At 29.2% G+C, this 26957-nt stretch carries 28 protein-coding genes, 1 tRNA gene, 2 pseudogenes and 1 other annotated feature; of the genes and pseudogenes, 10 read left to right on the top strand and 21 right to left on the bottom strand.

Annotated features, from left to right (window positions below; genetic code table 11):
• Positions 1-247, bottom strand: a pseudogene (locus ACLR9T_RS10210) (3-deoxy-7-phosphoheptulonate synthase); the annotation flags it as partial.
• A gap of 59 nt (positions 248-306) precedes the next feature.
• Positions 307-559, bottom strand: a binding site (T-box leader).
• Positions 560-720: 161 nt separating this feature from the next.
• Here ACLR9T_RS10210 and ACLR9T_RS10215 point away from each other — a divergent pair.
• A complete protein-coding gene (locus ACLR9T_RS10215; protein ID WP_413109441.1) occupies positions 721-1140 on the top strand; it encodes a helix-turn-helix domain-containing protein in 420 nt (139 codons plus the stop codon).
• Positions 1141-1636: 496 nt separating this feature from the next.
• Here ACLR9T_RS10215 and ACLR9T_RS10220 read toward each other — a convergent pair whose 3' ends face one another.
• From ACLR9T_RS10220 to ACLR9T_RS10240, 5 genes are all read right to left on the bottom strand, one after another.
• Positions 1637-2281, bottom strand: coding sequence for an ABC transporter ATP-binding protein (locus tag ACLR9T_RS10220; protein ID WP_413109442.1), 645 nt, complete (start codon positions 2279-2281; stop codon positions 1637-1639).
• 11 nt (positions 2282-2292) lie between these two features.
• On the bottom strand, positions 2293-3672 hold the full coding sequence (locus ACLR9T_RS10225) for an ABC transporter permease (RefSeq protein WP_413109443.1): 1380 nt from the start codon (positions 3670-3672) through the stop codon (positions 2293-2295).
• Positions 3673-3738: 66 nt separating this feature from the next.
• Positions 3739-5118 carry an ATP-binding protein gene (locus ACLR9T_RS10230; RefSeq protein WP_413109444.1) on the bottom strand — a complete coding sequence of 460 codons (1380 nt, stop codon included), beginning with the start codon at positions 5116-5118 and terminating at the stop codon, positions 3739-3741.
• Positions 5119-5126: 8 nt separating this feature from the next.
• Positions 5127-5780: a response regulator transcription factor gene (locus tag ACLR9T_RS10235; RefSeq protein ID WP_413109445.1), complete on the bottom strand. Its 654-nt coding sequence runs from the start codon at positions 5778-5780 to the stop codon at positions 5127-5129.
• A gap of 763 nt (positions 5781-6543) precedes the next feature.
• Positions 6544-6630: transfer RNA gene (locus tag ACLR9T_RS10240), tRNA-Leu, on the bottom strand.
• 176 nt (positions 6631-6806) lie between these two features.
• Here ACLR9T_RS10240 and ACLR9T_RS10245 point away from each other — a divergent pair.
• The 3 genes from ACLR9T_RS10245 to ACLR9T_RS10255 are packed head-to-tail and all read left to right on the top strand — an operon-like array spanning position 6807 to position 8848.
• Complete coding sequence (locus ACLR9T_RS10245) at positions 6807-7016, top strand: hypothetical protein (protein ID WP_413109446.1); 210 nt, start codon at positions 6807-6809, stop codon at positions 7014-7016.
• A 60-nt stretch (positions 7017-7076) separates the two neighbouring features.
• The gene (locus ACLR9T_RS10250; protein ID WP_413109447.1) at positions 7077-8399 is read left to right on the top strand and encodes an RsmF rRNA methyltransferase first C-terminal domain-containing protein; all 1323 of its coding nucleotides are present in this window, start codon (positions 7077-7079) and stop codon (positions 8397-8399) included.
• Positions 8396-8848, top strand: a complete 453-nt coding sequence (locus ACLR9T_RS10255) for an HD domain-containing protein (RefSeq protein WP_413109448.1) — start codon at positions 8396-8398, stop codon at positions 8846-8848. Before ACLR9T_RS10250 ends, ACLR9T_RS10255 begins: the two co-directional genes overlap by 4 nt.
• Here ACLR9T_RS10255 and ACLR9T_RS10260 read toward each other — a convergent pair.
• The 8 genes from ACLR9T_RS10260 to ACLR9T_RS10295 all read right to left on the bottom strand — a co-directional run bounded on the left by ACLR9T_RS10260 (position 8834) and on the right by ACLR9T_RS10295 (position 13255).
• Positions 8834-9487 (bottom strand): alpha/beta fold hydrolase, encoded by a 654-nt coding sequence (locus ACLR9T_RS10260; RefSeq protein WP_413109449.1) that lies wholly within the window; start codon positions 9485-9487, stop codon positions 8834-8836. The genes ACLR9T_RS10255 and ACLR9T_RS10260 overlap by 15 nt on opposite strands.
• A complete protein-coding gene (locus ACLR9T_RS10265) occupies positions 9484-9741 on the bottom strand; it encodes a TfoX/Sxy family protein (protein WP_413109450.1) in 258 nt (85 codons plus the stop codon). The genes ACLR9T_RS10260 and ACLR9T_RS10265 overlap by 4 nt, the downstream gene beginning before the upstream one ends.
• Before the next feature lie 50 nt (positions 9742-9791).
• Positions 9792-10418 carry an SdpI family protein gene (locus ACLR9T_RS10270; RefSeq protein WP_413109451.1) on the bottom strand — a complete coding sequence of 209 codons (627 nt, stop codon included), beginning with the start codon at positions 10416-10418 and terminating at the stop codon, positions 9792-9794.
• A complete protein-coding gene (locus ACLR9T_RS10275; RefSeq protein ID WP_413109452.1) occupies positions 10415-10681 on the bottom strand; it encodes an autorepressor SdpR family transcription factor in 267 nt (88 codons plus the stop codon). The genes ACLR9T_RS10270 and ACLR9T_RS10275 overlap by 4 nt, the downstream gene beginning before the upstream one ends.
• Positions 10682-10746: 65 nt before the next feature.
• Complete coding sequence (locus ACLR9T_RS10280; RefSeq protein ID WP_413109453.1) at positions 10747-11463, bottom strand: lysophospholipid acyltransferase family protein; 717 nt, start codon at positions 11461-11463, stop codon at positions 10747-10749.
• Positions 11464-11466: 3 nt separating this feature from the next.
• Positions 11467-11937 (bottom strand): dihydrofolate reductase, encoded by a 471-nt coding sequence (locus ACLR9T_RS10285; RefSeq protein ID WP_413109454.1) that lies wholly within the window; start codon positions 11935-11937, stop codon positions 11467-11469.
• Positions 11937-12824, bottom strand: a complete 888-nt coding sequence (thyA, locus tag ACLR9T_RS10290) for a thymidylate synthase (protein WP_413109455.1) — start codon at positions 12822-12824, stop codon at positions 11937-11939. The genes ACLR9T_RS10285 and thyA overlap by 1 nt, the downstream gene beginning before the upstream one ends.
• Positions 12825-12901: 77 nt before the next feature.
• Positions 12902-13255 (bottom strand): helix-turn-helix domain-containing protein, encoded by a 354-nt coding sequence (locus tag ACLR9T_RS10295; RefSeq protein WP_413109456.1) that lies wholly within the window; start codon positions 13253-13255, stop codon positions 12902-12904.
• Positions 13256-13471: 216 nt separating this feature from the next.
• Between ACLR9T_RS10295 and ACLR9T_RS10300 the strand changes: the two genes are divergently transcribed.
• On the top strand, positions 13472-14149 hold the full coding sequence (locus ACLR9T_RS10300) for a hydrolase (protein WP_413109457.1): 678 nt from the start codon (positions 13472-13474) through the stop codon (positions 14147-14149).
• Positions 14150-14176: 27 nt separating this feature from the next.
• Here the strand turns inward: ACLR9T_RS10300 and thrS are convergent, their stop codons facing one another.
• From thrS to ACLR9T_RS10320, 4 genes are all read right to left on the bottom strand, one after another.
• Positions 14177-15910 (bottom strand): threonine--tRNA ligase, encoded by a 1734-nt coding sequence (gene thrS, locus ACLR9T_RS10305; RefSeq protein ID WP_413109458.1) that lies wholly within the window; start codon positions 15908-15910, stop codon positions 14177-14179.
• Entirely contained in the window at positions 15907-16431 is a 525-nt protein-coding gene (locus tag ACLR9T_RS10310) for a GNAT family N-acetyltransferase (protein WP_413109459.1), read from the bottom strand. The genes thrS and ACLR9T_RS10310 overlap by 4 nt, the downstream gene beginning before the upstream one ends.
• Positions 16432-16704: 273 nt before the next feature.
• Positions 16705-16941 carry a hypothetical protein gene (locus ACLR9T_RS10315; protein ID WP_413109460.1) on the bottom strand — a complete coding sequence of 79 codons (237 nt, stop codon included), beginning with the start codon at positions 16939-16941 and terminating at the stop codon, positions 16705-16707.
• Positions 16942-17012: 71 nt separating this feature from the next.
• Positions 17013-17738 carry a pseudouridine synthase gene (locus ACLR9T_RS10320; protein ID WP_413109461.1) on the bottom strand — a complete coding sequence of 242 codons (726 nt, stop codon included), beginning with the start codon at positions 17736-17738 and terminating at the stop codon, positions 17013-17015.
• 158 nt (positions 17739-17896) lie between these two features.
• On the opposite strand from ACLR9T_RS10320, the gene ACLR9T_RS10325 reads away from it, so the two are divergent.
• On the top strand, positions 17897-19420 hold the full coding sequence (locus tag ACLR9T_RS10325; RefSeq protein WP_413109462.1) for a 4Fe-4S dicluster domain-containing protein: 1524 nt from the start codon (positions 17897-17899) through the stop codon (positions 19418-19420).
• Between the two features lie 471 nt (positions 19421-19891).
• Here ACLR9T_RS10325 and ACLR9T_RS10330 read toward each other — a convergent pair whose 3' ends face one another.
• Entirely contained in the window at positions 19892-20239 is a 348-nt protein-coding gene (locus ACLR9T_RS10330) for an ECF transporter S component (protein WP_413109468.1), read from the bottom strand.
• A 383-nt stretch (positions 20240-20622) separates the two neighbouring features.
• Between ACLR9T_RS10330 and ACLR9T_RS10335 the strand changes: the two genes are divergently transcribed.
• Genes ACLR9T_RS10335 through ACLR9T_RS10345 form a run of 3 tightly spaced genes read left to right on the top strand, consistent with a single transcriptional unit; the run spans position 20623 to position 22706 of the window.
• Entirely contained in the window at positions 20623-21639 is a 1017-nt protein-coding gene (locus ACLR9T_RS10335) for a D-alanyl-D-alanine carboxypeptidase family protein (protein WP_413109463.1), read from the top strand.
• Complete coding sequence (locus ACLR9T_RS10340; protein ID WP_413109464.1) at positions 21632-22204, top strand: hypothetical protein; 573 nt, start codon at positions 21632-21634, stop codon at positions 22202-22204. Before ACLR9T_RS10335 ends, ACLR9T_RS10340 begins: the two co-directional genes overlap by 8 nt.
• Positions 22197-22706: a spore maturation protein B gene (locus ACLR9T_RS10345; RefSeq protein WP_413109465.1), complete on the top strand. Its 510-nt coding sequence runs from the start codon at positions 22197-22199 to the stop codon at positions 22704-22706. Before ACLR9T_RS10340 ends, ACLR9T_RS10345 begins: the two co-directional genes overlap by 8 nt.
• Here ACLR9T_RS10345 and ACLR9T_RS10350 read toward each other — a convergent pair.
• Entirely contained in the window at positions 22699-24807 is a 2109-nt protein-coding gene (locus ACLR9T_RS10350) for a glycerophosphodiester phosphodiesterase family protein (protein ID WP_413109466.1), read from the bottom strand. The genes ACLR9T_RS10345 and ACLR9T_RS10350 overlap by 8 nt on opposite strands.
• A 94-nt stretch (positions 24808-24901) precedes the next feature.
• On the bottom strand, positions 24902-26275 hold the full coding sequence (locus tag ACLR9T_RS10355; protein ID WP_413109467.1) for a sodium-dependent transporter: 1374 nt from the start codon (positions 26273-26275) through the stop codon (positions 24902-24904).
• A gap of 201 nt (positions 26276-26476) precedes the next feature.
• Here ACLR9T_RS10355 and ACLR9T_RS10360 point away from each other — a divergent pair.
• Positions 26477-26740: pseudogene (locus ACLR9T_RS10360) on the top strand (glyoxalase); the annotation flags it as partial.
• Positions 26741-26957 lie beyond the last annotated feature (217 nt).

Here is a 26957-nt window from a genome sequence, read left to right on the forward strand (position 1 = left end):
CGATCGTATCATCAGGATGGAAGGCCCGGTTAGCTAATTTATATGGCTCTGATACCCTCATGACATGATCAACTGCTTCATCTACCTCTATAACTTTAGGATCAATTTGAGTAGTATCCCCAATAATTCCAATAACAGATTGCCCTGTTCCATTTACTACACTAACTCTTAATCCCTTATCAGTTACAATTTTTGATACCTTTTCAACATCTTTACTAGTTGCTGACATTTTCATTACAATAATCATTTTTCTATTCCCCTTTGTTATTTATTTCAACCCCTGTATATAAATAAAAGCTCTCTTCCTAAAAGGACGAGAGCCTATGCTTCGTGATACCACCTTAGTTCATTAATATATTGCTACATTAATCTCATCGAGTACGCTATCTATATAGTTCATACTCTTACACGTTAACGGGTGTTACCGGAGAAACCTACTACTGATGATTCAGTCCTCTACTCCAAGATGAATTCAATATTATCTAGTAGACTCTTTTCCACCAGCCAAGAGCTCTCTATTCCACTTCAAATATTTACTATTTCTTTTCACAGTATTTATACCAGATGTTGTTGCAATTATTGTATACAATAAAACTTATAATGTCAATATTTTTTATAAAAAGATTTCTAAGTCATTTATTTAAGTCTACATCAGTCTATATAATTATGGCGGTTATAAACATTTAAATACGATATAATTTTGGTAAGAGAGGAGGGGCCATGAATAATATCGACACAACACTAATTGGTAAATATATTAAAAGTATTCGCCTTTCAAAAGGATGGTCACAAGCGAAACTTGAATATTTATCAGGAATATCAGCATCTTCTATTAGTAATATTGAACATGGTAATAAAGGTATATCTTATAATATGTCAATTCCAGCAATTGTAAAAATTGCTCATGCTTTTCAAATGAGTTTTTATGATATTCTTAATAATTCTGGTTTTTTATCATATATTGGAGATCAGCAGTTTTCTCAAAACAAATCACAAATTTACATAACCAATTATGAATTAATAAATTTGTTCAATCGTCTAAGCCCTATCGACCAACAAACCTTTGTTAAAGAAATCTACCATCGTATAGAATTATCAGATAAACAAAGACAGCAACATATGTATAAAAAATTTAGATAGCAATATCATAAACAGTTGTTACCATAAAATTATGATTTTAAAAGGTTACCAGTAAAAACGATTATTATCTACAAAATATAGATAATAATCGTTTTTATTCTATTACAAATTTAAATCAAATATTTTAATTATAAACAATTATATCATGGATAAATAATGCAGTCATTTCTTTTTACTGAGATTAAAAAAATTATTGTTATAAAACATAAATAATAATTATATTTTATAATATTAGATTTAAGTGAAACTACTAATTATAAAAAATAATTAAATGACAAGTTTTATACACTCACTTTTATTTTTAACAATAATAAATGGTAAAATTCTTAAAAAATAAATTTTTTTACATTAATTATTTGTTTGCACTTTCTAAAACTTAAATAAGATATATTTCTATCATCTATACAGAGAGGTCAAGAAAAGTATAAATGATTTTCAAATATCAAACACTAGTCTAACCTTTCTCTTTTATTTAAATACATCACCACTTTTAAAATTAGAGTACTTTATTTTTTATCATATGCAGTTTTCTATTTTTTAAATTCAATACAATATCTGCTTCTTTTGAAACCTGTGTACTGTGTGTTACAACAATGACACATTTACCATGCTGATGCGCACTTTTTTTCAAAATATCAATCATTTCAGCTGTAGTTTTGCCATCGAGATTTCCTGTTGGTTCATCAGCTAAAATTACAGGGGCATCGCTTGCTAAAGCACGTGCAATTGCAACTCGTTGTTGCTGCCCACCTGAAAGCTGCAATATATTACGTTTAATCTCTTCTTCTTGCAAACCCAGCATTTTTAATAGATTTTTATCGGCTTTTTTATTGACCAAACGAATATTTTCCAGTGGAGTCATATAATCAATTAGATTGTAATTTTGAAAGACAAGAGAAATGTGATGCAGACGATGATATCCATATCCTTTTTCTTTAATATCCTCCCCATCAAACGCAACACTTCCAGAAGTCGGCTCATCTAACCCTGCTAAAAGTGATAATAATGTTGTTTTTCCTGCCCCGGAATGACCAACAATGGCATAAAAAATCCCCTTTTCAAAATTCATATCAATAGTTTCTAAAATATTTTTCTTTCCTGAGTTTTGATAGGAATAAGATACTTGATTTAAACTTAACATTTGATTTCCTCCTAGCTCATTTTTGATAGTATTTCTTTAGGTTTTAAACGAATAATAGAACTTGAGGCAATCACTACTGCACATACAATAATTCCTGTTCCGCTTAGCCATACAAGCCCCATTTCTGACATACTGACCGATACATCTAACTCATCAATCGTAGCAGTCAAAGTACTTGTTTCTGGATCTGCCCCAATTGGTCCACCACTATTTTGATAAATAGATTGAACACCTGATTCCTTTGCCTGTGCAACAAGTTGATCACCTATATTTTGGGCCACCATTTTACCACTAAACAAAGATAAGCCAAATGCAAAGAATGCAATAATTAAAAGTTCTAGTATATATTGTGTAATAATGTTTATTTTTGACAATCCAATTGACATCAGAATCCCTGTTTCATGAATTCTTCCCTGGATCCAAAATGTCAAAATCAATGCCAGTACCCCAATACTGATAACTACGCTTCCAATTAATACCATTTGAATCAAACCATCTAAACTTTCCATAGAATTTGTAATTCCTGGAAAGTTATCCTGATTAGCGAATAATGCATAATCTTTCCAATTAATCGGAAGCTTCTTTGCTTCTTGCATCACTTCATCTAATTTAATAGGATCTTTTACAAAATAATTTACACTTTGGTACATTCCACTATCTTCTGAATAACCATAAAACTCTTTTACTGTCTGTAGATCTGTCATCAGTACATTTTCAACCATCTCAGCTCTCATTGTAGGTTGAGTTCTATTTTCACCTGTAAAAAGACCTATAATTTCTAATGACGTTAAATTATTTGATTTTTTTTGAATTAATGGATCATCATCAAATTGTTTGATTTTCACAGTATCACCAATTTTTAAACTGTTTTGTTTTGCAAATGTCTCATGTACAAGCACTTTTCCTACATCATTTTTTTCAAGATGTCTTCCTTCACTGAGCTTTAATATACCGCTCATAAACTTATTGTCTTTTTCAGAATTACTAACACCACTGATTTGAACATAATGCTTCATCATTTGTTCATACTCATTATCAATCTTGATATTTTTATTAGTCAAAGCAACTGATTCCATTCCATCAACATCCGCCTCCGCAATCATTTTAGCATGATATTCTTTGATTCCATCCACCTTGGCAATCTGCTCAATAATTGATTTTGGAATATTTCCTCCGCCTCTAGCATTTCCCCAATTATATTCACGATTAATTTCCAGAGAAAAACCACTTTGTATCGAAGCATACATCTGCCCTTTTGATGCATTCATTGCTTTCTTTATCGCAATCCCACTAATCATCGCTGTTGATATTGCAAATAATATAAAAAACATGATTAATGTTTTTGTTTTTTTTCTCGTGACATAACACATTGCTCTTTTTATTACCGACATTTGTCTCCCTCCTTGTAATTTGCAAGCATACTTTATCATGTCAATGTGAAATATGTATGAAACAGATTATTTTTTTAGAGTAAATCGCATTCCTTTTTCGTAAGATTCAAAATAATAGTGTATTTGACTATGTTCTAATATTTGAGAAACAATATATAATCCCAAACCATTTCCTTCCACTTCCTGATGGTTCCCTCGATAAAAAGCTTCAAAAATATGAGATAATATTTCTTCATTTAATGGTTCACACTCATTTTCAATATAAATCATATTTGAATCAGCATATATTGTAATAATATGTCCACTTTTCGTATAGTTCAATGCATTATGTAATAAATTAGAAAATACTTTTTCTAAATTTTGTTCATTAATACTAACAGTAAAATCTTTTGCATCTTCATGCAATTGTTCAATAAGTACCAACTGTTTAGCTCTTGCAATAATACGATATGAATCTAATACTTTATATAATACTACACTTGCAGAGATTTCTTTAGGTTCTTCGACTACAAGCATTTGCATATGGCTAGCATCTAAAATATTTTGTACCATATTTGAAAGATATTGTACCTGCTGCTGACAAACTTGAAGATAATGGTCATGATCTTTATATTCTCCGATATTATATTGCATATTTTCTAGCACAATTAACATACTTGCAAGGGGAGTTTTCATTTCATGGGAAGCACTACGAAGAAAATCAATACGTTGCTGGTCTTCCTCTTTTCTATGCTGAGACTCTTTTTTTAGCAATTCTATTGTTTGTAAAAGTGTCTCATACAAAGAATTAATACTTTCTCCTAACAAACCAAGCTCATCTTTACGTACACAGGGGACATAAACACCAGGTTTCATTTCTTCCATATCCTTAGTGATTTGTACTAACTGATAAATTGGACGAGTGATCATCACGCTATAAAAAAGGGACAAAATAAAGGATACAATTAGAGATGCAGTAATTGAATACGGAAGAATTTTGAATGTAATTTGCGATGCTTCTTCTACTACTTTCATATTTAAGGTTAATTGTAAACGACATACTTTATTTTCAATATTTGTAAATGTTCTTTGTACCACAAGTGTAGAAACTGGTTTTGATTCGTCTTCTTTAATTAAGAATAAATCACCTTGTTGTTGGTCAATCTTAATTTCTACTGGTGTAAATCCATTATATATAAACTCTTGTTCTCCTATTTGTACACTAAGGTTAACATTATAAAAAGAGGAAAAATTTTCGGCCAGTTTCAAGATTGTTTCTTCTTCATTTTGAGAAAACGTTTGGCTCATCATATTAATCAGACCATCTGCTTCAACCTGTTTTTGCCGCATATATTCATTTTGCATCACAAAATAGATTAATGTATGTGCAAGAAAAACTAATAGTGTCATCACAAGCATGCTATAACCAAATGTTTTATAAAATAATCGACTTTTTTTCAGTTTCATGTATAACCTCATTTTTCTTCAAACTTGTATCCTACTCCTTTAATTGTGTAGATACAGTCTAGTTGTAATTTTTTTCTTAAGTTTTTAATATATGCATCTACAATACGATCTAGTGGTGCTTCCTCTTGCCATAATGAATCTAAAATTTGTCCTCTAGTCAGTACTTGACCACTATGAGTAATCAGTAATTTTAATAATTGAATTTCTTTTGGTTTAATATCTAATTCTTTATCTTTATCATAAGCAGCATAACTAGTAAAATCGACAGTAATATCTTGATATTGCCAGCAATCATGTACTGGAGATTTTCTTCTTAATACAGCCTCTATTCTTTTTTCTAACACAGATAAAGAAAATGGTTTATTAATATAATCATCAGCTTGCGCATCAAAACTTTCTAATTGTGTTGTTTCATCAGATAATGCAGTCAACATTAAAATTGGTAAATCACTGTTTTTTCTGATTTCTTTTAATACTTGAATACCACTCATCTTTGGAAGCATAATATCTAATATAACAACATCAAATATTTCTTCTCTAAATAAAAAATAACCCTCTTGTCCATCTTCTGCGCCCCTTACCTCATATCCTCGTGCCGTTAAAAAAGCAATAACCCCTTCACGAATCATTGCTTCATCTTCTATAATTAATACTTTTTTCATAGCTCCCTCCAAAAATTATACTTTTCTTTTATCGTAACCCAGATCAACTATTAAATAATAATACTTTTAAAATAATTATAGCTTTCTAATCCATATAAGTGATTATTTAGCAACTAAATAAAAAATTTATAAATAACAGAACTTAGTTTGATTAGTGAATCTAATTTCGGTATAATATCATGTTTCTATTAAAAATTTTTTACTCATCATCAAATGCTGAAAATCATACACTAATAAGTAAGATGGAAAAACAAAAAAACATGAACTCGATAATGATTTTGTATTTCTAAATCAAAAAGCCATTTCTTAATAGGGACAATAAACTTCTCAAGAAATACAATAAGCATTATAATATTCTATAACCGTTTAATAAATAAGAACATTAATCTATACCCATATTATAAAGCAAAACTTTACGGACATATAATAAGTTAATAAAATACTTATTTTAATCTTAATTTAACATAATTATCTATTTCTATATTCTGACCTAACCCATCACTTATTACCAATTAGTACATCCCTTTAACTATAAAAGTATCTTTATTTTAATTAACTCGTGTTTTACAAATGAACTATTATGTATTTTTAATGAAAATGCAAAAAAAAACTTTTATAGTCATAATTCGACAAATTCTGTCATCTATACTATGTAATAATATATATGTAAAGCATTACTGCTTTTCAATCTCATGAGAAAATATCATTTTAATTAATTAAATAAACAAAAAAAGTCAACACAACACGTTGACAAATAAACAAATGGTGCCCAAGACCGGACTCGAACCGGTACAGTATCGCTACCGACGGATTTTGAGTCCGTTGCGTCTACCAATTTCGCCACTTGGGCAACTACCAATGATTATTATAAATAATTTAAACAACAAAATCAATAGTAAATTACAAATAATTATAAGTATATTAAAAAAAACAAAAAATATATTAAATTTACTAAAATAGTATTGACGAATTACGTAAAATAACGTATTTTTAGAAGTAAATAAACTAGACAGACGGGGTAAACATATGGAACGCGACAAAATTTTAAGTGAGCTTAATGAAATAACAAATTCATTAGATGCAACTACAGAAACTTTAATTGGATTACAAGAAAATGCTAAATATGAAGAAGCAATCAAAAAAATCGATATTGATTTATATCTTGAGTTACCAATCCAAGAATTAAGTCGATTAGCTAACCGTTTAGCTAATCTTACTAATGAACTTTTAAAATAGACAAGCTGTTGCTTGTCTTTTACTTTAATTTACTATAATCCAAGTAATAAAAGGAGAACTATGAACAAACAATTTAAACAACGAATGAAAATATTATTAAAAGATGATTATGATGATTTCATTGATTCTTTAACAAAAGATCCTGTAAAAAGTTTTTATCTTAATCCTTTAAAAAAAGATATCATTTCACATTTAAATGAACAATATCTAACATCACATCCATATATAAAAGATGCATATTTTTATGACTATAACCATTATCCACTTGGCAAACATCCTTATTTCAACTGTGGTCTCTATTATATTCAGGAACCTAGTGCAATGGCAGTAGCAAATTGTGTTGATTTTAATACCGATGATTATGTATTAGATATGTGTGCTGCTCCTGGAGGAAAAACCTGTTTTGTTGCCAGCAAATTAAATCATCAGGGACTAATGATTGCCAATGACATCAATAAACTGAGAGCTGGAATTTTATCTGAAAATATTGAGCGTTTTGGACTTAAAAACACTATAGTTACTAACTGTGATCCAATAAAATTAGAGCAGCACTTTAATAATTTTTTTGATAAAATCATTCTTGATGCACCATGTTCTGGTGAAGGAATGTTTCGTAAACTTGATCAAGCAATTGAAACCTGGTCAATTGATAAAATAAAGGAATGTGCTTATATTCAAAAAAAGTTAATTGATAGTGCTTATAAAATGCTTAAAAATGATGGTATTTTAATCTATTCAACTTGTACATATTCATTAGAAGAAAACGAATTTCAAGTAGACTATATGGTTAATCAATTACAAATGGAATTATTAGATATAAAAAAACAACCAGGTATGTCCCCTGGCTATCAAAATAATAAAGTTGTTCGAATGTATCCACACATTAATAAAGGCGAGGGTCAATTTATTGCTTTATTAAAAAAACACAGTCAAGAAAAGACTAATAAAACCAAGTTATTAAAATCAAATATTAATAGTGAACAAATCAAACTAATTAATAAATTCTATCATGATAATTTAAAGGTAAATGTACCTCCCTTATTATACAATTCAAGTAATCATATATATGCGATTTTACCACATTTTCCTGAGTTAAAAGGGATAAGAATTCTTAGAACCGGTTTATATTTAGGTGAATGTAAAAAAGGGCGTTTTGAACCTAGTCATTCTTTAGCATTAACACTCTCTAAAAATGATGTAAAACATTACTATAACTTTAAAGCTGACGCTCTTGAAATAAGTAAATATATTCATGGAGAAACACTATCTGGAACAAATAAAAAAGGCTATGGACTTATATTAGCTGATGGTTATCCATTATCTTTTTACAAAGAAAGTAATAATCAAGTAAAAAATTTATATCCTAAGGGGTTAAGACGATGAATCGTTTTTATATTATAAAAGATACTGTCTATGATATCTTAAATAATGAGTGTTTTGGAAATAATCGCAAAAATGGTTTAGAGCATTTATTTAATGTAGCAAATATGGCTAATCTATTTGCAAAGATAGAAAATCTCGATCAGGAATTAGCAGCTATTATTGGAATTCTACATGATTTAGCAACATATAAATATCATACTAGTTTTGATCATGCTAATCGTAGTAGTATTTTAGCTAAAGACATTTTATCTGCTAGCAGAATTTTTAATGATGATGAAATAAATCTCATTACTACAGCAATAAAAAATCATTCTTTTAAAGAAAGAATCGATGATAAGTATAGTGAGCTAATAAAAAATGCGGACTTATTAGTCCAGCATTTAAATGAACCAGATGCTCTTCTTTCTAAAGATAAACAAAAACGTTTAAATACCTTATTTAACAAATGATAAAATAATTGGAGCTAATTTAGTGCTATTAACAACATAACTACTATGATCTTCTTTTGGTAATACTAATAGTTTACTGCCATTAATATTGTGGGCTATTTCAATTGTATGACTCTCTTTAATTATATCTTTACTACCAGCTAGAACTAAAGTTCTAGCTTTTATTTTTTGTAATGTGTGATGATTTATATGAGGCTGATCCAACATCAACTTGACTTTTGGATCTTTTTTTATAATATAAGCAACTTTCATTAAATAATACGCAGAATTCTTTAACCCTCTTGGCTCAATATTTGCTCCACTAATAATTAAATCATTAATTAAATCACTCTGACTAGCAACTAATAATCCAACTATTCCTCCATCACTAAACCCATAATATACCACATCTGTTAATCCCAGCTTTTTTATAAAAGCTATTATATCTTCAGCCATAGTTTGATAACTAAATGTTTCAACACTAGAACTTTCACCATGACCTCGACTATCAATACAAAAACAAGTATAGTGTTCTTTTAACACATTTACTAATCGATCAAAAATGTGATGATCTTCACCATTACCATGAACTAAAATCATCGTTCGTCCTTGACCAGTTACCTCATAAAACAATTCACTTCCATTTACTGCTATTTTCATAATTTATGATCCTCATAAAATTTTTTTAAATCAGCTTTAGTCTCAAAGTCTAACTGAGTCTTTTTGATTCCCTCGACCGCCCCTTGTAAACCATACAAGCGGTTTATACAAGCAGAATCGTCTATTTCCTGTATTTTTAACCACGCTTCTTTTGCTCCTATTGCCTTTAACTTTGCAGGACTTTCTATTCCAACTTGGATTAATTGCTGAGCTACAACTTTTCCAATATTAGGCAAATCTTCTAACCGTTCCATTTTGATCACCTCCTATAATCATTATAACGTAAAAGACAAATAAAACAGCTTTATAATTTCTTACGATAAAGTAAAAATGAATACAGTGCAGGAATAAATAAAAATATGAAAATAATGCCTAATATAGCCCAAAACGCTAAATCAAAAATACTCAAGATAATTAATAAAAAACCACCAATTACCATAATATAACCAGCTAAACGATTAGTTTTATTCCAATTATCTTCATCATTCAATGTCCAAGGTAAACGATATCCCAAAGTAAAATTTTGACGACACTTAGGAAGATAATTTCCCAATACTATAAAAAGCACTCCTATACACATAGGAATAACAATATTAACTGAAATATTATATCCAAATATGATTGCATAAGTGACTAATTCTAAAATAACTGTAACTAATGGAATTATCCAGACAACAACCTTGGCCATTTTAGCAGAATAGTTTTTATATTTTGGATCAGCATGCATCATAAACAAACATAACAATTGAATTCCACTCATTAATATCGGTAATAAAAAAACAAAAATTGCTTTACTGGCATAACCATCAATTTCACCAGCTACATTCCAATGAATCGGTATTTGATTCGGTAATTGACTATAAGTTAATATTCCCAACAACATTGGTAACAAACATACTCCACACGTAATTAAAACTGTTTTAAGTTTCATTTTTGACCTCCAAATTGACTTAACCACAACATCACTTCCTCAAACACTGATGTATTTATTTCATAGTAAACATAATTTTTATATTTACTTTCAAATATCAAATCAGCTTGTTTCAGCTTTGATAAGTGATAAGACACAGTTGCCTGCGTCATTTCAAAACGTCCAGCTATTTCTCCAGCCGATAATTTACCATCTTTCAATAATATTAATATTTCACGACGAACTGGATCGGAAAGAGCTTTAAATGTTTCTGCAAATCCCACTTTGTCAACCCCAATCTATTTAGAAAAAATTCTAAATAGATTATAACATAAAACAAAGGATATTTCTATCCTTTGTCATTTTCTTTGATACACACTTCAATTCGATCATGGACTAATTTAGCAATATCATTAGTATGCATATCTTTATATTCTTCATAATAAATTGGTTTTAAATAATGAATCTGAGCAGTCGTTTTTCTAATCGTATTATTATCAAACACTTTATAACAATCGATTAAAGCAACTGGTACGATTGGTGCTTTAGCTTTAGTAGCGATTTTAAAAGTTCCACCTTTAAACTCTAAGATATTATTACCATCACGACTCCTTGTACCTTCAGGAAAAACAAAAAAGTTCTGTCCATTAGCAACTTCATTTGAAACATATTTAATAATTTTAGCCCCTTCACGTACATTACTACGATCCATTGGAATAAACTCCAACATTTTAATAATATCTTTTACCAAAATTACTGAAGCTAATTCTTTCTTTACTATTGCTCTAATTGGACGACTATGAGTCTGAAAAATAGCCAAAGGATCAAACAATCCCTGATGATTAGGAGCTACAAAATAACCAGATTCTTTTGGCAGATTTTCAATTCCATAACATTTAAGCTCCACTCTTCCTTTTCGGGTTACAACAGCTACAACTCGATGAATGAAACCATAACGTTCCTGTGCTGGATATTCATCTATATGTTTATACTTATTAACTTTATATCCCCACCAATAGGGCAGTCTCAAAATAACTCTTATGACAATCAATGCAATTCTTTTCATTATTTACCCTCGCTTATATATTTGTAAAGTAAATGTTTCAAATGGTTTTTCTTCAATAAGTTGATAACCAAATTCTTCAAAGCTTGGAAAATAGGTTTCTCCTTCATGATTACCAGGAATTCGTGAGATCAATAATTGATCAGCAATTGGTAAACATTGTTTATAGATCGAAGCCCCACCTGAAATAAAAAGATCTTCACCGCTTTTACGATATTCTTCAATTACTGCTTCTAATGAATCCCTAACTTCTACTCGATCATCTTCAAACGGCTCTAAACTAACTACAATCGTTTTACGATTAGGTAAAGGTCTGCCAATTGCTTTATATGTAGTTACACCCATTAAAATCGTCTTATTAACAGTAGTTGCTTTAAAATGCTTTAAATCTTCAGGTATATTCCAAGGCATTCCATTACTAGATTCTTTTTTTCCAATTAATAAATTATCATCTGTTGCTACAATTATACTAATCATTACACACTTACCTTTCCTACTAATTTTCCATGACTTTGATAATTTTCCAGTTTAATATCTTCAATCCTATAATCAAAAATAGATTTAACATTAGGATTTAAAACAAGTTTGCATTTTAGCAATGGCTCTCTTTCAATTTGCTGTTTAACAACCTCAAAATGATCTTTATAAATATGAGCATCTCCAATCGTATGAACAAATTCTTTAGCCTGATAACCACATGTTCTTGCTAACATCTCTACCATTAAGGCATAAGAAGCAATATTAAAAGGTACACCTAAAAAAATATCAGCACTACGTTGATATAATTGACATGATAAATACTTTTTATCTGCACTTACATAAAATTGTAGAAATGAATGACATGGTGGTAATGCCATATTATCTACCTGAACAGGATTCCAAGCACAAATAATATGCCTTCTTGAAAAAGGGTTGTTTTTTAAACTATCTACTAGTTTTGCTAACTGATCAACACCTTCATAATTAAAATTACGCCACTGCGCTCCATACACAGGTCCCAAATCACCATATTTTAAAACAAAGGGATCATTATCAGGCAGTTCTTTAATTTTAGCTACAAATTCCTCAATTGTCTCACCTTGATAATCAGATGACTTTTTATAATCCTCATATGGCCATTCATTCCAGATCTTGACATTACGGTCAACTAAATATTTAATGTTCGTATCACCTTTAATAAACCATAATAACTCTTCTGCAATTGGGCGAATAAACATTTTCTTTGTTGTCATTAAGGGAAAACCATCTCTTAAATCATAACGAGTTTGATAACCGAATACACTTCGAGTACCAGTACCTGTACGATCTTCACGATCTTCTCCATTTTCTAAAACATATTTACACATTTCTAAGTATTGTTTCATTTTCTACACCTCGTCTGTTATTGTACAATAAAAACTCTCGTTAATAAACTAAAAAAAACACTTTTATCAAAAAGTGTTTATGCTTTAGTAACCTTATTATAACGACGTAAGGATGTTTTTATCGACTTCATAATATCAATAATCAGCTTTAATTCATTAGGATTACAATCAAGCAAAAGATCATTAATTTCATCAATATAAATTCGTTCTGCTTCAACTAAACTATCACATAATAAAAAGTCAGCAGATACAGCTAATGCATTAGCAATACTAACTAAAGTAGGCAAACTCAATTTTGTCGCCCCACGTTCAATATGCGAAATATTCGTGGGGGAAATATTTGAAATCTCAGCTAGCGTCTGCTGAGAAAGATTTTGAGAAATCCGTTCCTCTCTTATTCTTTTGCCAATAAGTTTGTAATCTATTTCCATTGTGATTCCTCCAATGTTTTTATTGTATCTTCGAAAAAGATATCTTGAAATATATCCCACATCCCATTAGGATACCTGATGTATTATTCCCTACTATTATTATTTTTATTCATTCTTTTTTTACCTATATATATTTAAATTCGTCTATGTTATAATAAAATTACTTATTTCTAAATAAATAATTATCATTTTAATAAACTAGGAAGGATGTAAACAATGAAAAAAGAAGCTCCAAAAATAAATACAAGATTACGTAGTCATACTATCATTGTTCCCGATTGTATTCGTAGTGCTAGTGGAATCGTAATTAATGGTAAAAGAATAAAATCATTATTATTTTCTACAGATGTTGCTGTGATTTCTAATTGTAATGCTGATGCTGTTATTGCAGTGTATCCATTTACACCAACAATGCAAATAACTAATGCTATCATCGATGTTGCCCAAAGACCAGTTTTTGCTGGAGTTGGTGGTGGTACTACTGCAGGTCCTCGAGTTCGTGAAATAGCTTTAGATGCTGAATTACATGGCGCCACTGCAGTTGTTCTAAATGCTCCAACAAAAACTGAATTTATTCAAGAATTATCTGATTACGTCGATATTCCGGTAGTTTTATCAATTGTCTCATTAGATGAAAATCTAGAAGAACGCATGTTACATTCAGGTGCCACAATAGTTAATGTTTCAGGTGGAAAAAATACTGTTACAATCGTAAAAGAGCTACGTAAGATATCGCCAAGTTTTCCGATTATTGCAACAGGTGGCCCTACAGTTGAAACAATCCAGGAAGTTATTAAAGCTGGCGCTAATGCTATAACATATACACCACCTTCAAATGGAGATATATTTAAACTAATGATGGAAGAATATCGCCAACGTTGCCATAACGACTAAAAAACCCTCATTCAAGAGGGTTTTTTCTTATTTTTTATTTTCAATTTGTTGATTTAACATTGTTACAAATTCATCAAACGGAACAGTAGTTTGTTTTTGCTGACCATGCTTACGATATGTAACAGTTTTTTCATCACGTTCATTATTACCAAGCACTAATAAATATGGAACTTTTTCCATTTGACCTTCGCGAATACGATATCCTAATTTTTCTTCACGAGCGTCCATTTCAACCTTAAAGCCATTTTTCTGTAATAATTTAGTTACTTCCTTTGCATAATCTAAATGATATTCATTATTAACTGGTAACACTTTAACCTGAACAGGAGCTAACCATAGTGGGAACACTCCAGCAAAGTGCTCAATTAAAATTCCAATAAATCTTTCAATCGATCCAAAAATAACTCGATGTAACATTACTGGGCGAACTTTATCTCCCTTATCATCAATATATGTAATATCAAATCGTTCAGGTAGGTTCATATCCAACTGAATCGTACCACATTGCCAAACTCTACCTAATGAATCTTTAACATGAAAATCAAGTTTAGGACCATAGAAAGCTCCATCACCTGGATTTACTTTATAATCTTTACCTGCTGCTTTACAAGCTGCCGCCAAAGCAGCCTCAGACTTTTCCCAAATAGCAATATCACCAATATATTTTTTTTCTGGACGAGTTGACAATTCTATTTCATAACTTAGATTTAAATCGCTATATACACGATCAATAAAATTGATTAATTTAATAATTTCTTCTTCAATCTGGTCAGGTGTCATATAAATATGAGCATCATCTTGAGTAAATGTCCGAACTCTAAATAGACCATTTAAAGCTCCACTTGCCTCATGACGATGAACCTGTCCTAATTCCCCCATTCGAAGGGGTAAATCTTTATATGAATGTAAACTATTTTTATAAACTAATAGACTTCCTGGACAATTCATTGGTTTAATTGCAAATTCACGCTCATCAACCATACTAGTATACATATCTTCTTTATAATTTTCCCAATGACCACTAGTTTCCCATAATTCACGTGACATCATAATCGGAGTTTTAATAAATTCATAACCTTCTTTAGTATGTTCTTCATACCAGAACTGTTCTAAAGTATTTCGTAAAATCATCCCTTTAGGTAAGAAAAACGGCATTCCTGGAGCATATTCACTCATCATGAATAATCCTAATTCTTTTCCTAGTTTTTTATGATCACGACGTTTAGCTTCTTCTAGTAATTCAAGATGTTTTTCTAAATCCTCAGGAGTTTCAAAACATACTCCATAAATTCTTTGTAATACTTTGTTTTCTTTATCGCCTTTCCAATATGCACCTGAATGTTTTGTTAGTTTAAAATTTTTACAAGCTTTAACAGTTTCTACATGAGGACCACGACATAAATCTACAAAATCACCTTGACGGTAACAGCTAATTATTGTACCATCTTCAAAATTAGAGATTAAATCTAATTTATATTCATCATCTTTAAACATTTCTACTGCTTCTTCTTTAGAAATTTCTTGACGTGTGATTCGTTTACCATCTTTACAGATTTTTTTCATTTCTTTTTCAATCTTAGGAATATCATCATCTTTAATGACATCTTCTCCTAAATCAATATCATAGTAAAACCCTTCACTTACAACTGGTCCTACCCAAAATTTAGCATGAGGATATAAATGTTTTATTGCTTGAGCCATCACATGAGCACAAGAATGGTTCAATACACTTAATTTTTCATCTTCTTTAAAATCTATCATTTTTCTTCTCCTATCCAGAAACGTAATATTGTTTCTTTGTTATTTTCATCATAATATTCATTTTCTAGTTTTCCACCACATTTTTCAATTGTTTTTCTAGAAGCAATATTATTTTTGTTACAAGTAATTAAAATTGGATAAATATCCCACTTTTTACAAATTTCAATTGCTTCTTTTAACATTACAGTAGCATAGCCCTTTTGTCTTTGACTTGGTAAAATACTATAACCAATATGACCACCTTTTTTTAATAAAAAATCATTTAAACAATGACGAATATTAATCGTTCCAATAATTTGGTCATTATCAATATAAAAATAGGTAGTACCAGGTACATGTCCATCATCTAAATTAATACCTAGATGATTTTGTTTTTCTTTTTTTAACCATTGTGTGTAATCTTGATAAGTATGACATCCACCATCACCATTAATAAATAATTCCCCATACTCAAATGTTTCCTGAAGATATTTTTCCATCAACATCATATGAGAAATATCTGGATATACTAATTTTACCATCACTACCTCCTTTAAATAAAAAAACTCTCATCCAAAGGACGAGAGTATCGTGGTACCACCTTAATTTGTTATTAAATAACCTCAATGCTATAACGCGCTACCGACAGTCTCTTTCGAGTGTTGCATATTAGGGAGTATCTATATAACCTTCTCAAGACTTGCACCAACCGTCTTTTCTCTATTTCAAAGCATTATCTAGACATATCCTAAATCATCGCATCTTATTTACTCTTATAATTTTACTCTTTTATAGATTAAAGTCAATAAATTTATTTACTTAACTTTTTCATTTTGTTTTGCTAAATACTCTATTTTAAGATTATCAGTTTCATTTTTAAAAGCTCGATAAACATATTTAGAAGGCATTTTATCAAACATCGTTAATGTATCACATTTTAAACAATATAAAGCTGGAATACCACGAATATTTATCTTTTTTATCCATTCTCCTTGTGCTTTGCATATACCACATTCATTCGTATTTTGTGGTTCAACTATTTGTATTCTCATTTTCATCACCCATCATACAGTATGCACTAATAAAATCAAAATAATTGTCAAACAAAGACAAACAAATATTACTACTTATCAGCATTAACTAATTTCTTTAAATCTTTTACTTCCTGTGGTTTTAAAATTCGATATTTCCCTGGTGTCAACCCTTTTAAATTTACACATCCTACACTTACACGATGTAATCTTTTAACCGGATGCCCAACACTTTCAAACATCTTTTTCACCTGACGATTCTTACCTTCAACCAATTTGATTTTTAACATTGTTGTTTTATGTTCCATATCTTTATCAACAACTTTGATCTTACAAGGAAGAGTTTTTACACCTTCTAAATAAACACCTTTTTCTAATTTATTTAATGTTGCACCATTGATTAGTCCTTTAATTGAAACCTCATAGATTTTCTCTAAATGAGAACGAGGATGCATGATCATATTTGCAAATTCACCATCATTAGACATAATAATCAGTCCAGTTGTATCAAAATCTAAACGACCTACTGGATATATTCTTTCCTTTACATCGGTAAAATAATCTGTAATGATTGGACGATCAAACTCATCATCTAACGTACAAACACATCCCTTTGGTTTATAGAAAACATAATATACTTTATTTTCACCAACAATTGGTTTACCATCAACTGTAATATAATCACCATTTTTTACTTTAGTTCCTAATTCACGAACAATTTCACCATTAACTGCAACTCTACCTTGAACAATTAAATCTTCAGCTTTTCTTCTTGAAGTATAACCACTTGCAGCAATTGTTTTTTGTAATCTTTCCATGTTTTTCACCTACTTCGTTTACATTATACTGAAATGGAAATTAAAAGCAACTAAATCAAAGGTTTAATTTTATTATTTGTTAAATATTCGGATACTCTCTTTAACAAATTTTTTATTTAAGTTAAAATATAGTTATAAAGAGATTTGGAGGAACTGTTATGAGAGGAATTTATTCATCATTAACTAAAATTAGACGTAAAGTCTTTGTAGAGGTTGCTAAGCTTGCTTATGAAGGAAATGATTATAGCCGAATAGAAAATTTACCTTACAAAATCATCCCTGGTGAAGTAGCTACTTATCGAGATAGTATATTTTTAGAACGGGCTATAGTCGGAGAAAGAATTCGTTTAACAATGGGATTATCATTGCGTCCAATCGACGAGCCAGCACCAATATCAAAAGGAATTGAAGATAGTATTATTGCAGATAAATATTATGAACCGCCACTAATCAATATTATTAAATTTGCCTGTAATAAATGTGCTGAAAAGAAATATGAAGTTAGTAATGGTTGTCAGGCATGTTTAGCTCATCCTTGTATGGAAATCTGTCCTAAAGATGCTATTAGTTTCAAAGATGGAAAAGCATATATTGATCAAGATAAGTGCATTAAATGTGGATTATGTAAAAATAGTTGTCCTTATGATGCTATTTTAAAAAAGGAACGCCCTTGTGCCAAAGCTTGTGGAATGAATGCTATCGAATCAGATGAGTATGGCAATGCTCATATCAACTATGATAAATGTGTATCTTGTGGTATGTGCCTAGTTAGTTGTCCATTTGGAGCTATTGCTGATAAAAGTCAGATCTTTCAATTAATTCAAGCAATCAAAGAAGGTGATGAGATAATTGCTGCTGTTGCACCTGCTTTTATTGGACAATTTGGGGCTAAAGTAACACCAGAAATACTAAAAAAAGCTATGCAGGAACTAGGTTTCAAAGATGTAGTCGAAGTAGCCATTGGAGCAGATTTATGCACTATTGATGAGGCTAAAGACTTTTTAGAAAAGGTTCCTAATAAACAACCATTTATGGCTACTTCATGCTGTCCATCATGGTCAATGATGGCAAAAAAGGAATTTCCTGAGTTTAAATCATATATTTCAATGGCCTTAACACCAATGGTATTAACAGCTCGCTTAATTAAAGAAAAACGTCCCAATAGTAGAGTAGTATTTATTGGTCCTTGTGCTGCTAAAAAATTAGAGGCATCTAGAAAATCAGTACGTAGTGAAGTGGATTTTGTTTTAACTTTTGAAGAAATTGGTGCAATGTTTGAAGCTAAAGGAATTGATTTTTCAAAAATTCAGCCAGACGATACTGATCCTTTTACTCAAGCCAGCAGTGATGGAAGAGGATTTGCAGTTAGTGGTGGTGTAGCTAAAGCCGTCGTTAACTGTATTAAAGCTAAAGAACCAAATCGTGATGTATTAATAGAATCAGCTGAAGGATTAGAAAACTGTAAAAAAATGTTAAATGCTGCTAAAAAAGGTAAATATAATGGTTATTTATTAGAAGGAATGGCGTGTCCTGGGGGATGTGTTGCTGGGGCAGGAACCCTTCTTCCAATCAATCGAGCAGCACTAGCGGTTAAAAAATACACTAATTCCTCTGATAAACTAAATGCTAATGATTCTAAATATAAAGAGTATTTAGATTTATTAATTGAAAAATACAAATAAATTTTAAATGTAACTAAAAGTTGATTTTTATAATCAACTTTTTTTAGTCATATTTCTTTATTTTTACAGTTTGTTTATCAAAATCAATAAATGTTTCAAATGCATAACGATTTTCATCTTCATCCCAGATTTCAACAAACTTAGGAATAACTTCAATTAATATCTCATTAGCTATTCCCTCAACTTATATCCCTTCTATACATAAAGCAACTTGTAGATTTTAAAATAATTGCTGAGTCTTTCTAAAATTCTTATCAGTCTTAAAATATATTTTATCATCATAAAATAAACAACTAATATTTCTAACCATCACATAATCATTGACACTTGTTTTTACACTCATCTAACTTTTTAAATGATAAAACCTTTCCATCTTCAAAATTCATTTTTCTTTCCTCTTATTTTGTATCGTTTAATGATGGGACTAATTTTTTATAGATTACAAATGTAATTAAACAGACAATTATATTTTTAATTAAATGGTATAATTCCTAATAAAACCAATTTAAAAATACTATCAACATAAGGATCAACTGCCTTACCCATTTCAATAATCATCTCCATATCCATGCTATACAAAGAAACATAAAAAAGAATAATAATCACTAAATTAGTAAAAACAGCTACTATTACATTAACAATCGTTCCTAACATCATCCCTTTTATAGCTTCTTGCCTTGTCTTACTTTGCTTATAAATTAATGAAGCCGGTAATACCAGAGCTACACTTAACATCATACTTTGTAATTCACCAGTAAACATTGAATTAGTACCTATTAATGCTAACTGGATAATAATTCTTATTACAATGATATAGATATAATGCTCCTAATGTAAAAGCACCGATTAATTCTGGAATACCTGCAAAATCAAAACTAAAAAAAGGCGGCATAAAAGGTAACGGAAACCTAAATACCATTAAAACTGTAATCAATACTAACTTTCTTATTTTTCATTTTTCCCTCCTAAAATAAAAACCTGAAAACAATAAAAGTCTTCAGATAAAATTCTAGAAAATATCTTTTCTCATCCGGACTATAACCATCGGTAGGGACTTTCACCCTGCCACAAAGACTATATTAAATTTTTGGTGATAGAAACATTATCTATTATTAGAATATTCCTCTTTTAATTAAAAATCAAACATAAATTATATCTTCTAAATACTATTGCTTATGCATAGAATTATAGGGGTGATTAAAATGAAATATATGAAAATTATTGGTTTAATAATTTCTTTAACTTTTGTACCATTAGATAGTGTTAAAACTGTTCCTTTTCAAGGAAAAAGTTATATTGTTATGGAGGCAAATAATCAAATTGTTATTGAAGGCAGTAACCAGGACTATATTCAAAGTGTTGCTTCAATATCAAAAATCATGACTTGTATCATAGCAATAGAAAACATGGAACTTGATACGATCATTACTGTTGATGATACGATCAACAAAGCTTGGGGAAGTGGAATCTATATACATATAGGCGATAAAATAAGTTTACGTGATCTTCTATATGGATTGATGCTTAGAAGCGGTAATGATGCCGCTGTAATGATAGCTAAAGCAGTAGCCAAAGATGTTCCTAAGTTTGTTGATATGATGAATGATAAAGCTAAAGAATTAGAACTTCACAGTACAACTTTTTCTAATCCAACTGGTTTAGATGAAGAAGATAATGGTAATCAGTCATCTGTTTATGATATGGCAAGATTGATGGCCTATTGTCATCAAAATCCTATTTTCAATGAGATAGTTGGAACTCAAGAATATACTCGTGAAGATGGTAACGGAACTTGGCACAACAAGAATAAACTATTAACTAATTACGAATATTGTATTGGTGGTAAAACTGGATTTACCAAAAAAGCACGGCGTACTTTAATAACAATGGCACGTAAAGATGGTCTTGATTTAATAATTGTTACTTTTAATTGTGGTAATGATTTTGAATTTCATCAAAATAAATATGAAGAATGCTTTAACCTGCTTAAAGAAACTAAATTGTTTTCTAAAGGAATAGTGGAATTTAAACAAAAGCAATATTATTTAGATTTTGATATTTGTGTAAATAAAAAACCAACTGATAAAGTTGATGTATCTTTTACCAATGATGAAATTGTTATTTCATTAAACAACCAGCCTGTTAGTAAACAGAAAGTTATCCCATATAATTATTTTCTTGGTTTTAAAATGATTTTAAAGGATTTATTCTATGGCTAAGGTTTTTAAATTTGGCTTAATTTTCTTTGTTTTAATTGCTTTTGCAACTAATAGTCAGGATGAAATGTTTAAAGCTATTCTAAGTTCTCCAAATCAAGTTTTTGAATTAATTAAAATATTAGTATTATCTGCCTGTTTATGGAATGGTTTTTTAAATATCATTAAAGCTTCTGGTTTAATAAAACAACTATCTTTTTTATTAAAACCAATATTAAAGCTAATTTATGGTAAAGTAGTTGAAGATGAACAAGTATATTTATATTTATCAACTAATTTTATTGCTAATCTATTAGGTGTAGGTTCTTTAGCTTCAATTAGTGGACTCAAAGCAATGAAATCTTTAACTAAATATCAAAATGATCCTAAAACACCTTGTAAAGAAATGATGCTACTAGTAATTATGAACACTACTGGATTATCAATTATTCCTACAACAATGATGACTCTAAGACAGAGTTATGGCAGTCATGATATTTTAGGTTTTTTTGGTTATAGTCTTGCTATTGGTTTTATTATTACTGTAATTGGTATTATTACAAGTAAGGTGATAGAACACTATGGATAGCATAATCTTAATTATTATATTAATCGCCTTAATTGAAGCAGCATTTAAAAAAGTAGATATTTTTAATGAGTTTATTGACGGAGTAAAAGAAGGCAGTAAATTATTAATGACCCTTTTCCCTACGATGATGGCTTTTACATTATGGGTAACTTGTTTTCAAAGCTGTGGGATTATAAATATTTTAGAGTTATTCTTCAAAAATATCTTTCAGCTTTTAAATATTCCGATTGAAGTCTTTATGATGATGATTGTAAGACCTTTTTCATCTAATGGATCTTTAACTGTTTTAAATAATGTATTTTTAAAATTTGGGGTTGATCATCCTTATAGTATCCTTGGCTCAATTATTCAAACTGGTAGTGATACGACATTTTATGTTGTTACATTATATTTTAGCAGTATCAAACTTCAAAACAATCGTTATGCTTTAAAATTAGGCTTATGGTTAGATACCATCGCATGTTTATTAGCTATAATTTGTTTTTTATTATTTATTAATTAATAATGGGTTTAAGCGACCCATTATTAATTATTTGATATGGATAATATTGATGATTATTTTGAAGATACTTTTTTATAACATCATAACCTCGATCAGGATAATTAGTGATAATACCACTAACACCAATGTCTAGATATTGCTTCATCTTCGTTTTATCATCAACACTCCATACATATATAGGAATCCAATTAGAATTAGCTTTATCAACAAAATTAACTGTAATTTTGTTTTCTTCAACCGCTAAAAAATCAATTTTAAGTTTCCAAATTGAAGCATCAATCTGACCAGCACTACCATAAATGCAATAACCAATCCACCATTCTGGTCTTTTTTCTTGTAAATACTCTACTATATCATAGTCTAATGACATATATATGGCTCGATTTTCAAAATTATTCTGTTCAACTACTTTAATAACCTTTTCACTTAATTCAATTTGATTATTATCTGCCTTTAACTCAATTAAAAGTTTTATTTTTTCCTTTTTCAACTTTTTGAGTAAATGATCTAAAGTTATAATATTATCTTGATAGTGTCCTTCATAAACAGTTATCTTTTCTAATTCATTTGCAGTCATAGAACCAACTTCTTTATCCAAATTTGCTAAACGTGATAAATTAGTATCATGAATAACAACTGGTATACCATCTTTAGATAACTGAATATCAATTTCTGCATAATCAGCTTGATTTTTTTGAGCTTCTACAATTGCTCCATATGTGTTTTCAACCCCATATTTAGAACCCCGATGTCCAATTATGATTGGCTGATGAATTTTGCCTGGTAATTGTAAATACATACCAATTAATAATCCTGACATTGTTATTAATGCAATACTAACTATTTTAGGATGCTTTTTATATAATCTAGATTGATTTAAATAACGTTTAATAATTTGATAAGGATAAAATAAAGCTGACTTTTGATTACCTGAAGCATTGCTTTTACCTGTTGTTTTCATTTCATAAAAATTATAAATACTCGCAATAAAGTATAAAAAAATAATTATTATTAATAAAGCAGAGAGTAAATAAATCGAATCAGCAAATAAATAACTTATTAAAATCAAAACAGATATTATTAAAGTTGTATTTATTATGAATTTATATTTTAAATAAAATTTATTAGTTAAAATATATTTATTAATAAACTTTGATAAATTACTTGCCTTCAACTTTGTTTGTATTAATGTATCATCTAATTTTTTACTAATTTCATGATCTAAATTCACGTTTAATAACTCATTATCATATTTATTAATAACTTTTAGATAAAAATAGTAAAAGAAATACATACCTATAATCGTAATAAGTGTATAAATTAAATATTCAAAGAAATATATTCTAAATCTTGATGAAATAATCATATTTCTAAGAAAAAATCGATTAAAATCTGTATTTTTAATAACTGCATCTGGTAAAAGCATGATTATTTTTGTTTCTATAATAAACCATATTATCAAAATAATAATTAAAAAACATCGGTCTTTAAGCTCTAATTTTTTATACAACCTAAAATTATCTTTAAAAGCATCAATAAAGTTTTCTTTTTTTAAAATCATGTAAAAAGGAACAAATAATAGTAATAAATATATTCCATAATATAAAAGATAAATTAAAGCGATTAGGATATTTCCACTAAAAGTAAGTGATAATTCTCCAAAAATAAAATTAGGAATCTTAAAACTAGGAATTAATGCATTTAAATAACCAATATGCACTAATGGTAAGATCAATAAATAATATAATCCACAAATAATAATACTAGGATGTTTTAATCCTTTTAAATTAATAAAAGATACTTTCATTACTTCATAAATACGAAAAGACTGTTGTTTAACACCCAAAGATATCATATTTATAATTACACTATATTCATATAAAACAATTAACAAACTATAAACTAATAAAAATATAGCTACTAAAATACCTTTAAAACTCAAAAAACCAAACAATATATTTTGATTAAAAACAATTCCAACTGCTGATTGATTATTTAAATACATCTGAATTACTTTATTTAAAAACGGTAATAAGATGATAATTGTAATCATTTTATAAAATATTTCAAATTTTAATATTTTTATAAAATTATCTTTCATAATTTCACCTCTATAATAAATTATTTTACCACTAATATCTTATTTATTTCACTAAATAATTCTTAATAAAATATAAAGACTATCCTGAGATAGTCTACTTAATAAAAAATGAATAATACCCTTGAATAAAAATAAATAAAATTACACATGGTAAAACATATTTTAAATATATCCTTGTCCATTTAGGAAATTTAATTCCTTTACCAGTATTAGCTTCTTTGATGAAATTATCAAAACCCCAACCATATCTACAAGTACAAAAAATTAAATAAGCTAAAGATCCTAATGGTAAAAAGTTATAGGTTACTAAGAAATCTTCTAAATCTTGAATCGTAGTCCCTGCTCCAAATGGGGCTAAATCACTCAAAACATTAAACCCTAGAGCACAAGGCAAGGATACAATTAAAATCAAGATCAGATTAATAATTACTGCTTTTTTTCGACTCCAATTAAATAGATCCATTCCAAATGAAATAATATTTTCAAACACTGCAATAATTGTAGATAAAGCAGCAAAACTCATAAAAACAAAAAATAAAGTACCCCAAACTTGACCTAACCACATCTCATTAAAGATACTTGGTAAAGTTATAAACACCAATCCTGGTCCACTACCTGGATTGACACCAAAAGCAAAACAAGCTGGAAAAATTATTAGTCCTGATAATAAAGCTACTAATGTATCTAAAGTACAAACACTGATCGTTTCTCCAAATAAACGACGGCTTTTATCAATATAACTACCAAAAATAGCAATTGCACCAATCCCTAAACTTAACGTAAAAAAAGCCTGCCCCATTGCTGCAAAAACTATCTCTAATAAACCATGCTGCTTAACAGCTTCAAAATTTGGAATTAAATAAAAAGATAAACCTTCACTTCCTCCTGGTAATGTGATAGCTCTAATTACTAATATCAAAATTATAACTAGTAATGAACTCATCATAAACTTAGTAATTTTTTCAACTCCATTTTGTAAGCCTAATGAACAAATTCCAAATCCTAAAATTACTACTACAACCATCCAAAACACCTGTAATAACGGATCTTGTAAAGAATTATTAAAAATACTTTCAACTTGTTGTGGTGAAATTCCTACAAAATCCCCCTTTATCATTTTAATAAAATATGATAACATCCATCCTCCAACAGTTGTATAAAACATCATTAAAACATAATTACCAAGCATTTGAAACTTTCCTAACCAGTTCCAAGCTTTCCCTTTTGGTTGTAAAGTCTGAAATGATAGTGCTGCACTTTTTTGACTAGCTCTACCTACTGCAAACTCCATTGTCATAATCGGTGCCCCTAATACGACTAGGAAAAATAAATAGATCAAAACAAATAAAGCTCCTCCATACTCTCCTACAACATACGGAAACCGCCATACATTCCCTAGCCCAATTGCACAACCTGCAGAGATTAAAATAAATCCTAATCTCGATGAAAATTTTTCTCTTTCTTTCATAATACTCTAACCCTTCTTTAAATCGTTACCATCTAATTCTAGCTTAGAATCTATGATATTTCAACAAATTGTTTTAAAAGGTATGCAATCATTCTTATTTAATATAATGACTTTAAATATTATCAATGTTAAAATATTAACAAAAAATAAAAGAGGAAGATTGGGATGAAATAGACTTGTACAGTAATAGCTGTTGCAAACATAAAAACTGCTAGAAAATTTTATGAAGATTTATTTGGTTTAGAATTATATCAAGATTATGGCATTAATATTTCGTTTACCTGTGGTATATCTTTACAACAGGAATTTAATTGGCTTGTAAACTTACCAAAAGATTAAGTTTTAAATAATTCTAATAATATCGAACTATGTTTTGAAGAAGAACATTTTGATCAATTTATAGAAAAACTAAAAAAATACCCTGATATCAACTATTTAAGCAATGTAATTGAGCATGACTGGGGTCAACGTGTAATAAGATTTTATGATTTAGATGGTCATATCATTGAAGTTGGAGAGAATATGAAAATGGTTATTAAACGATTCCTTGATTCTGGCATGTCAATGGATCAAATATCTTTAAAAATGGATGCTTCTATTGAAGATTTAATAAAATTATTAAATCATTAAATCATAACCACGCCTAAAAGACGTGGTATGCACTCGCCCTGTAAGGGCATGC

Origin of the sequence: Thomasclavelia sp., from assembly GCF_047249845.1 — a bacterium.
Classification (GTDB): Bacteria; Bacillota_I; Bacilli_A; order Erysipelotrichales; family Coprobacillaceae; genus Thomasclavelia.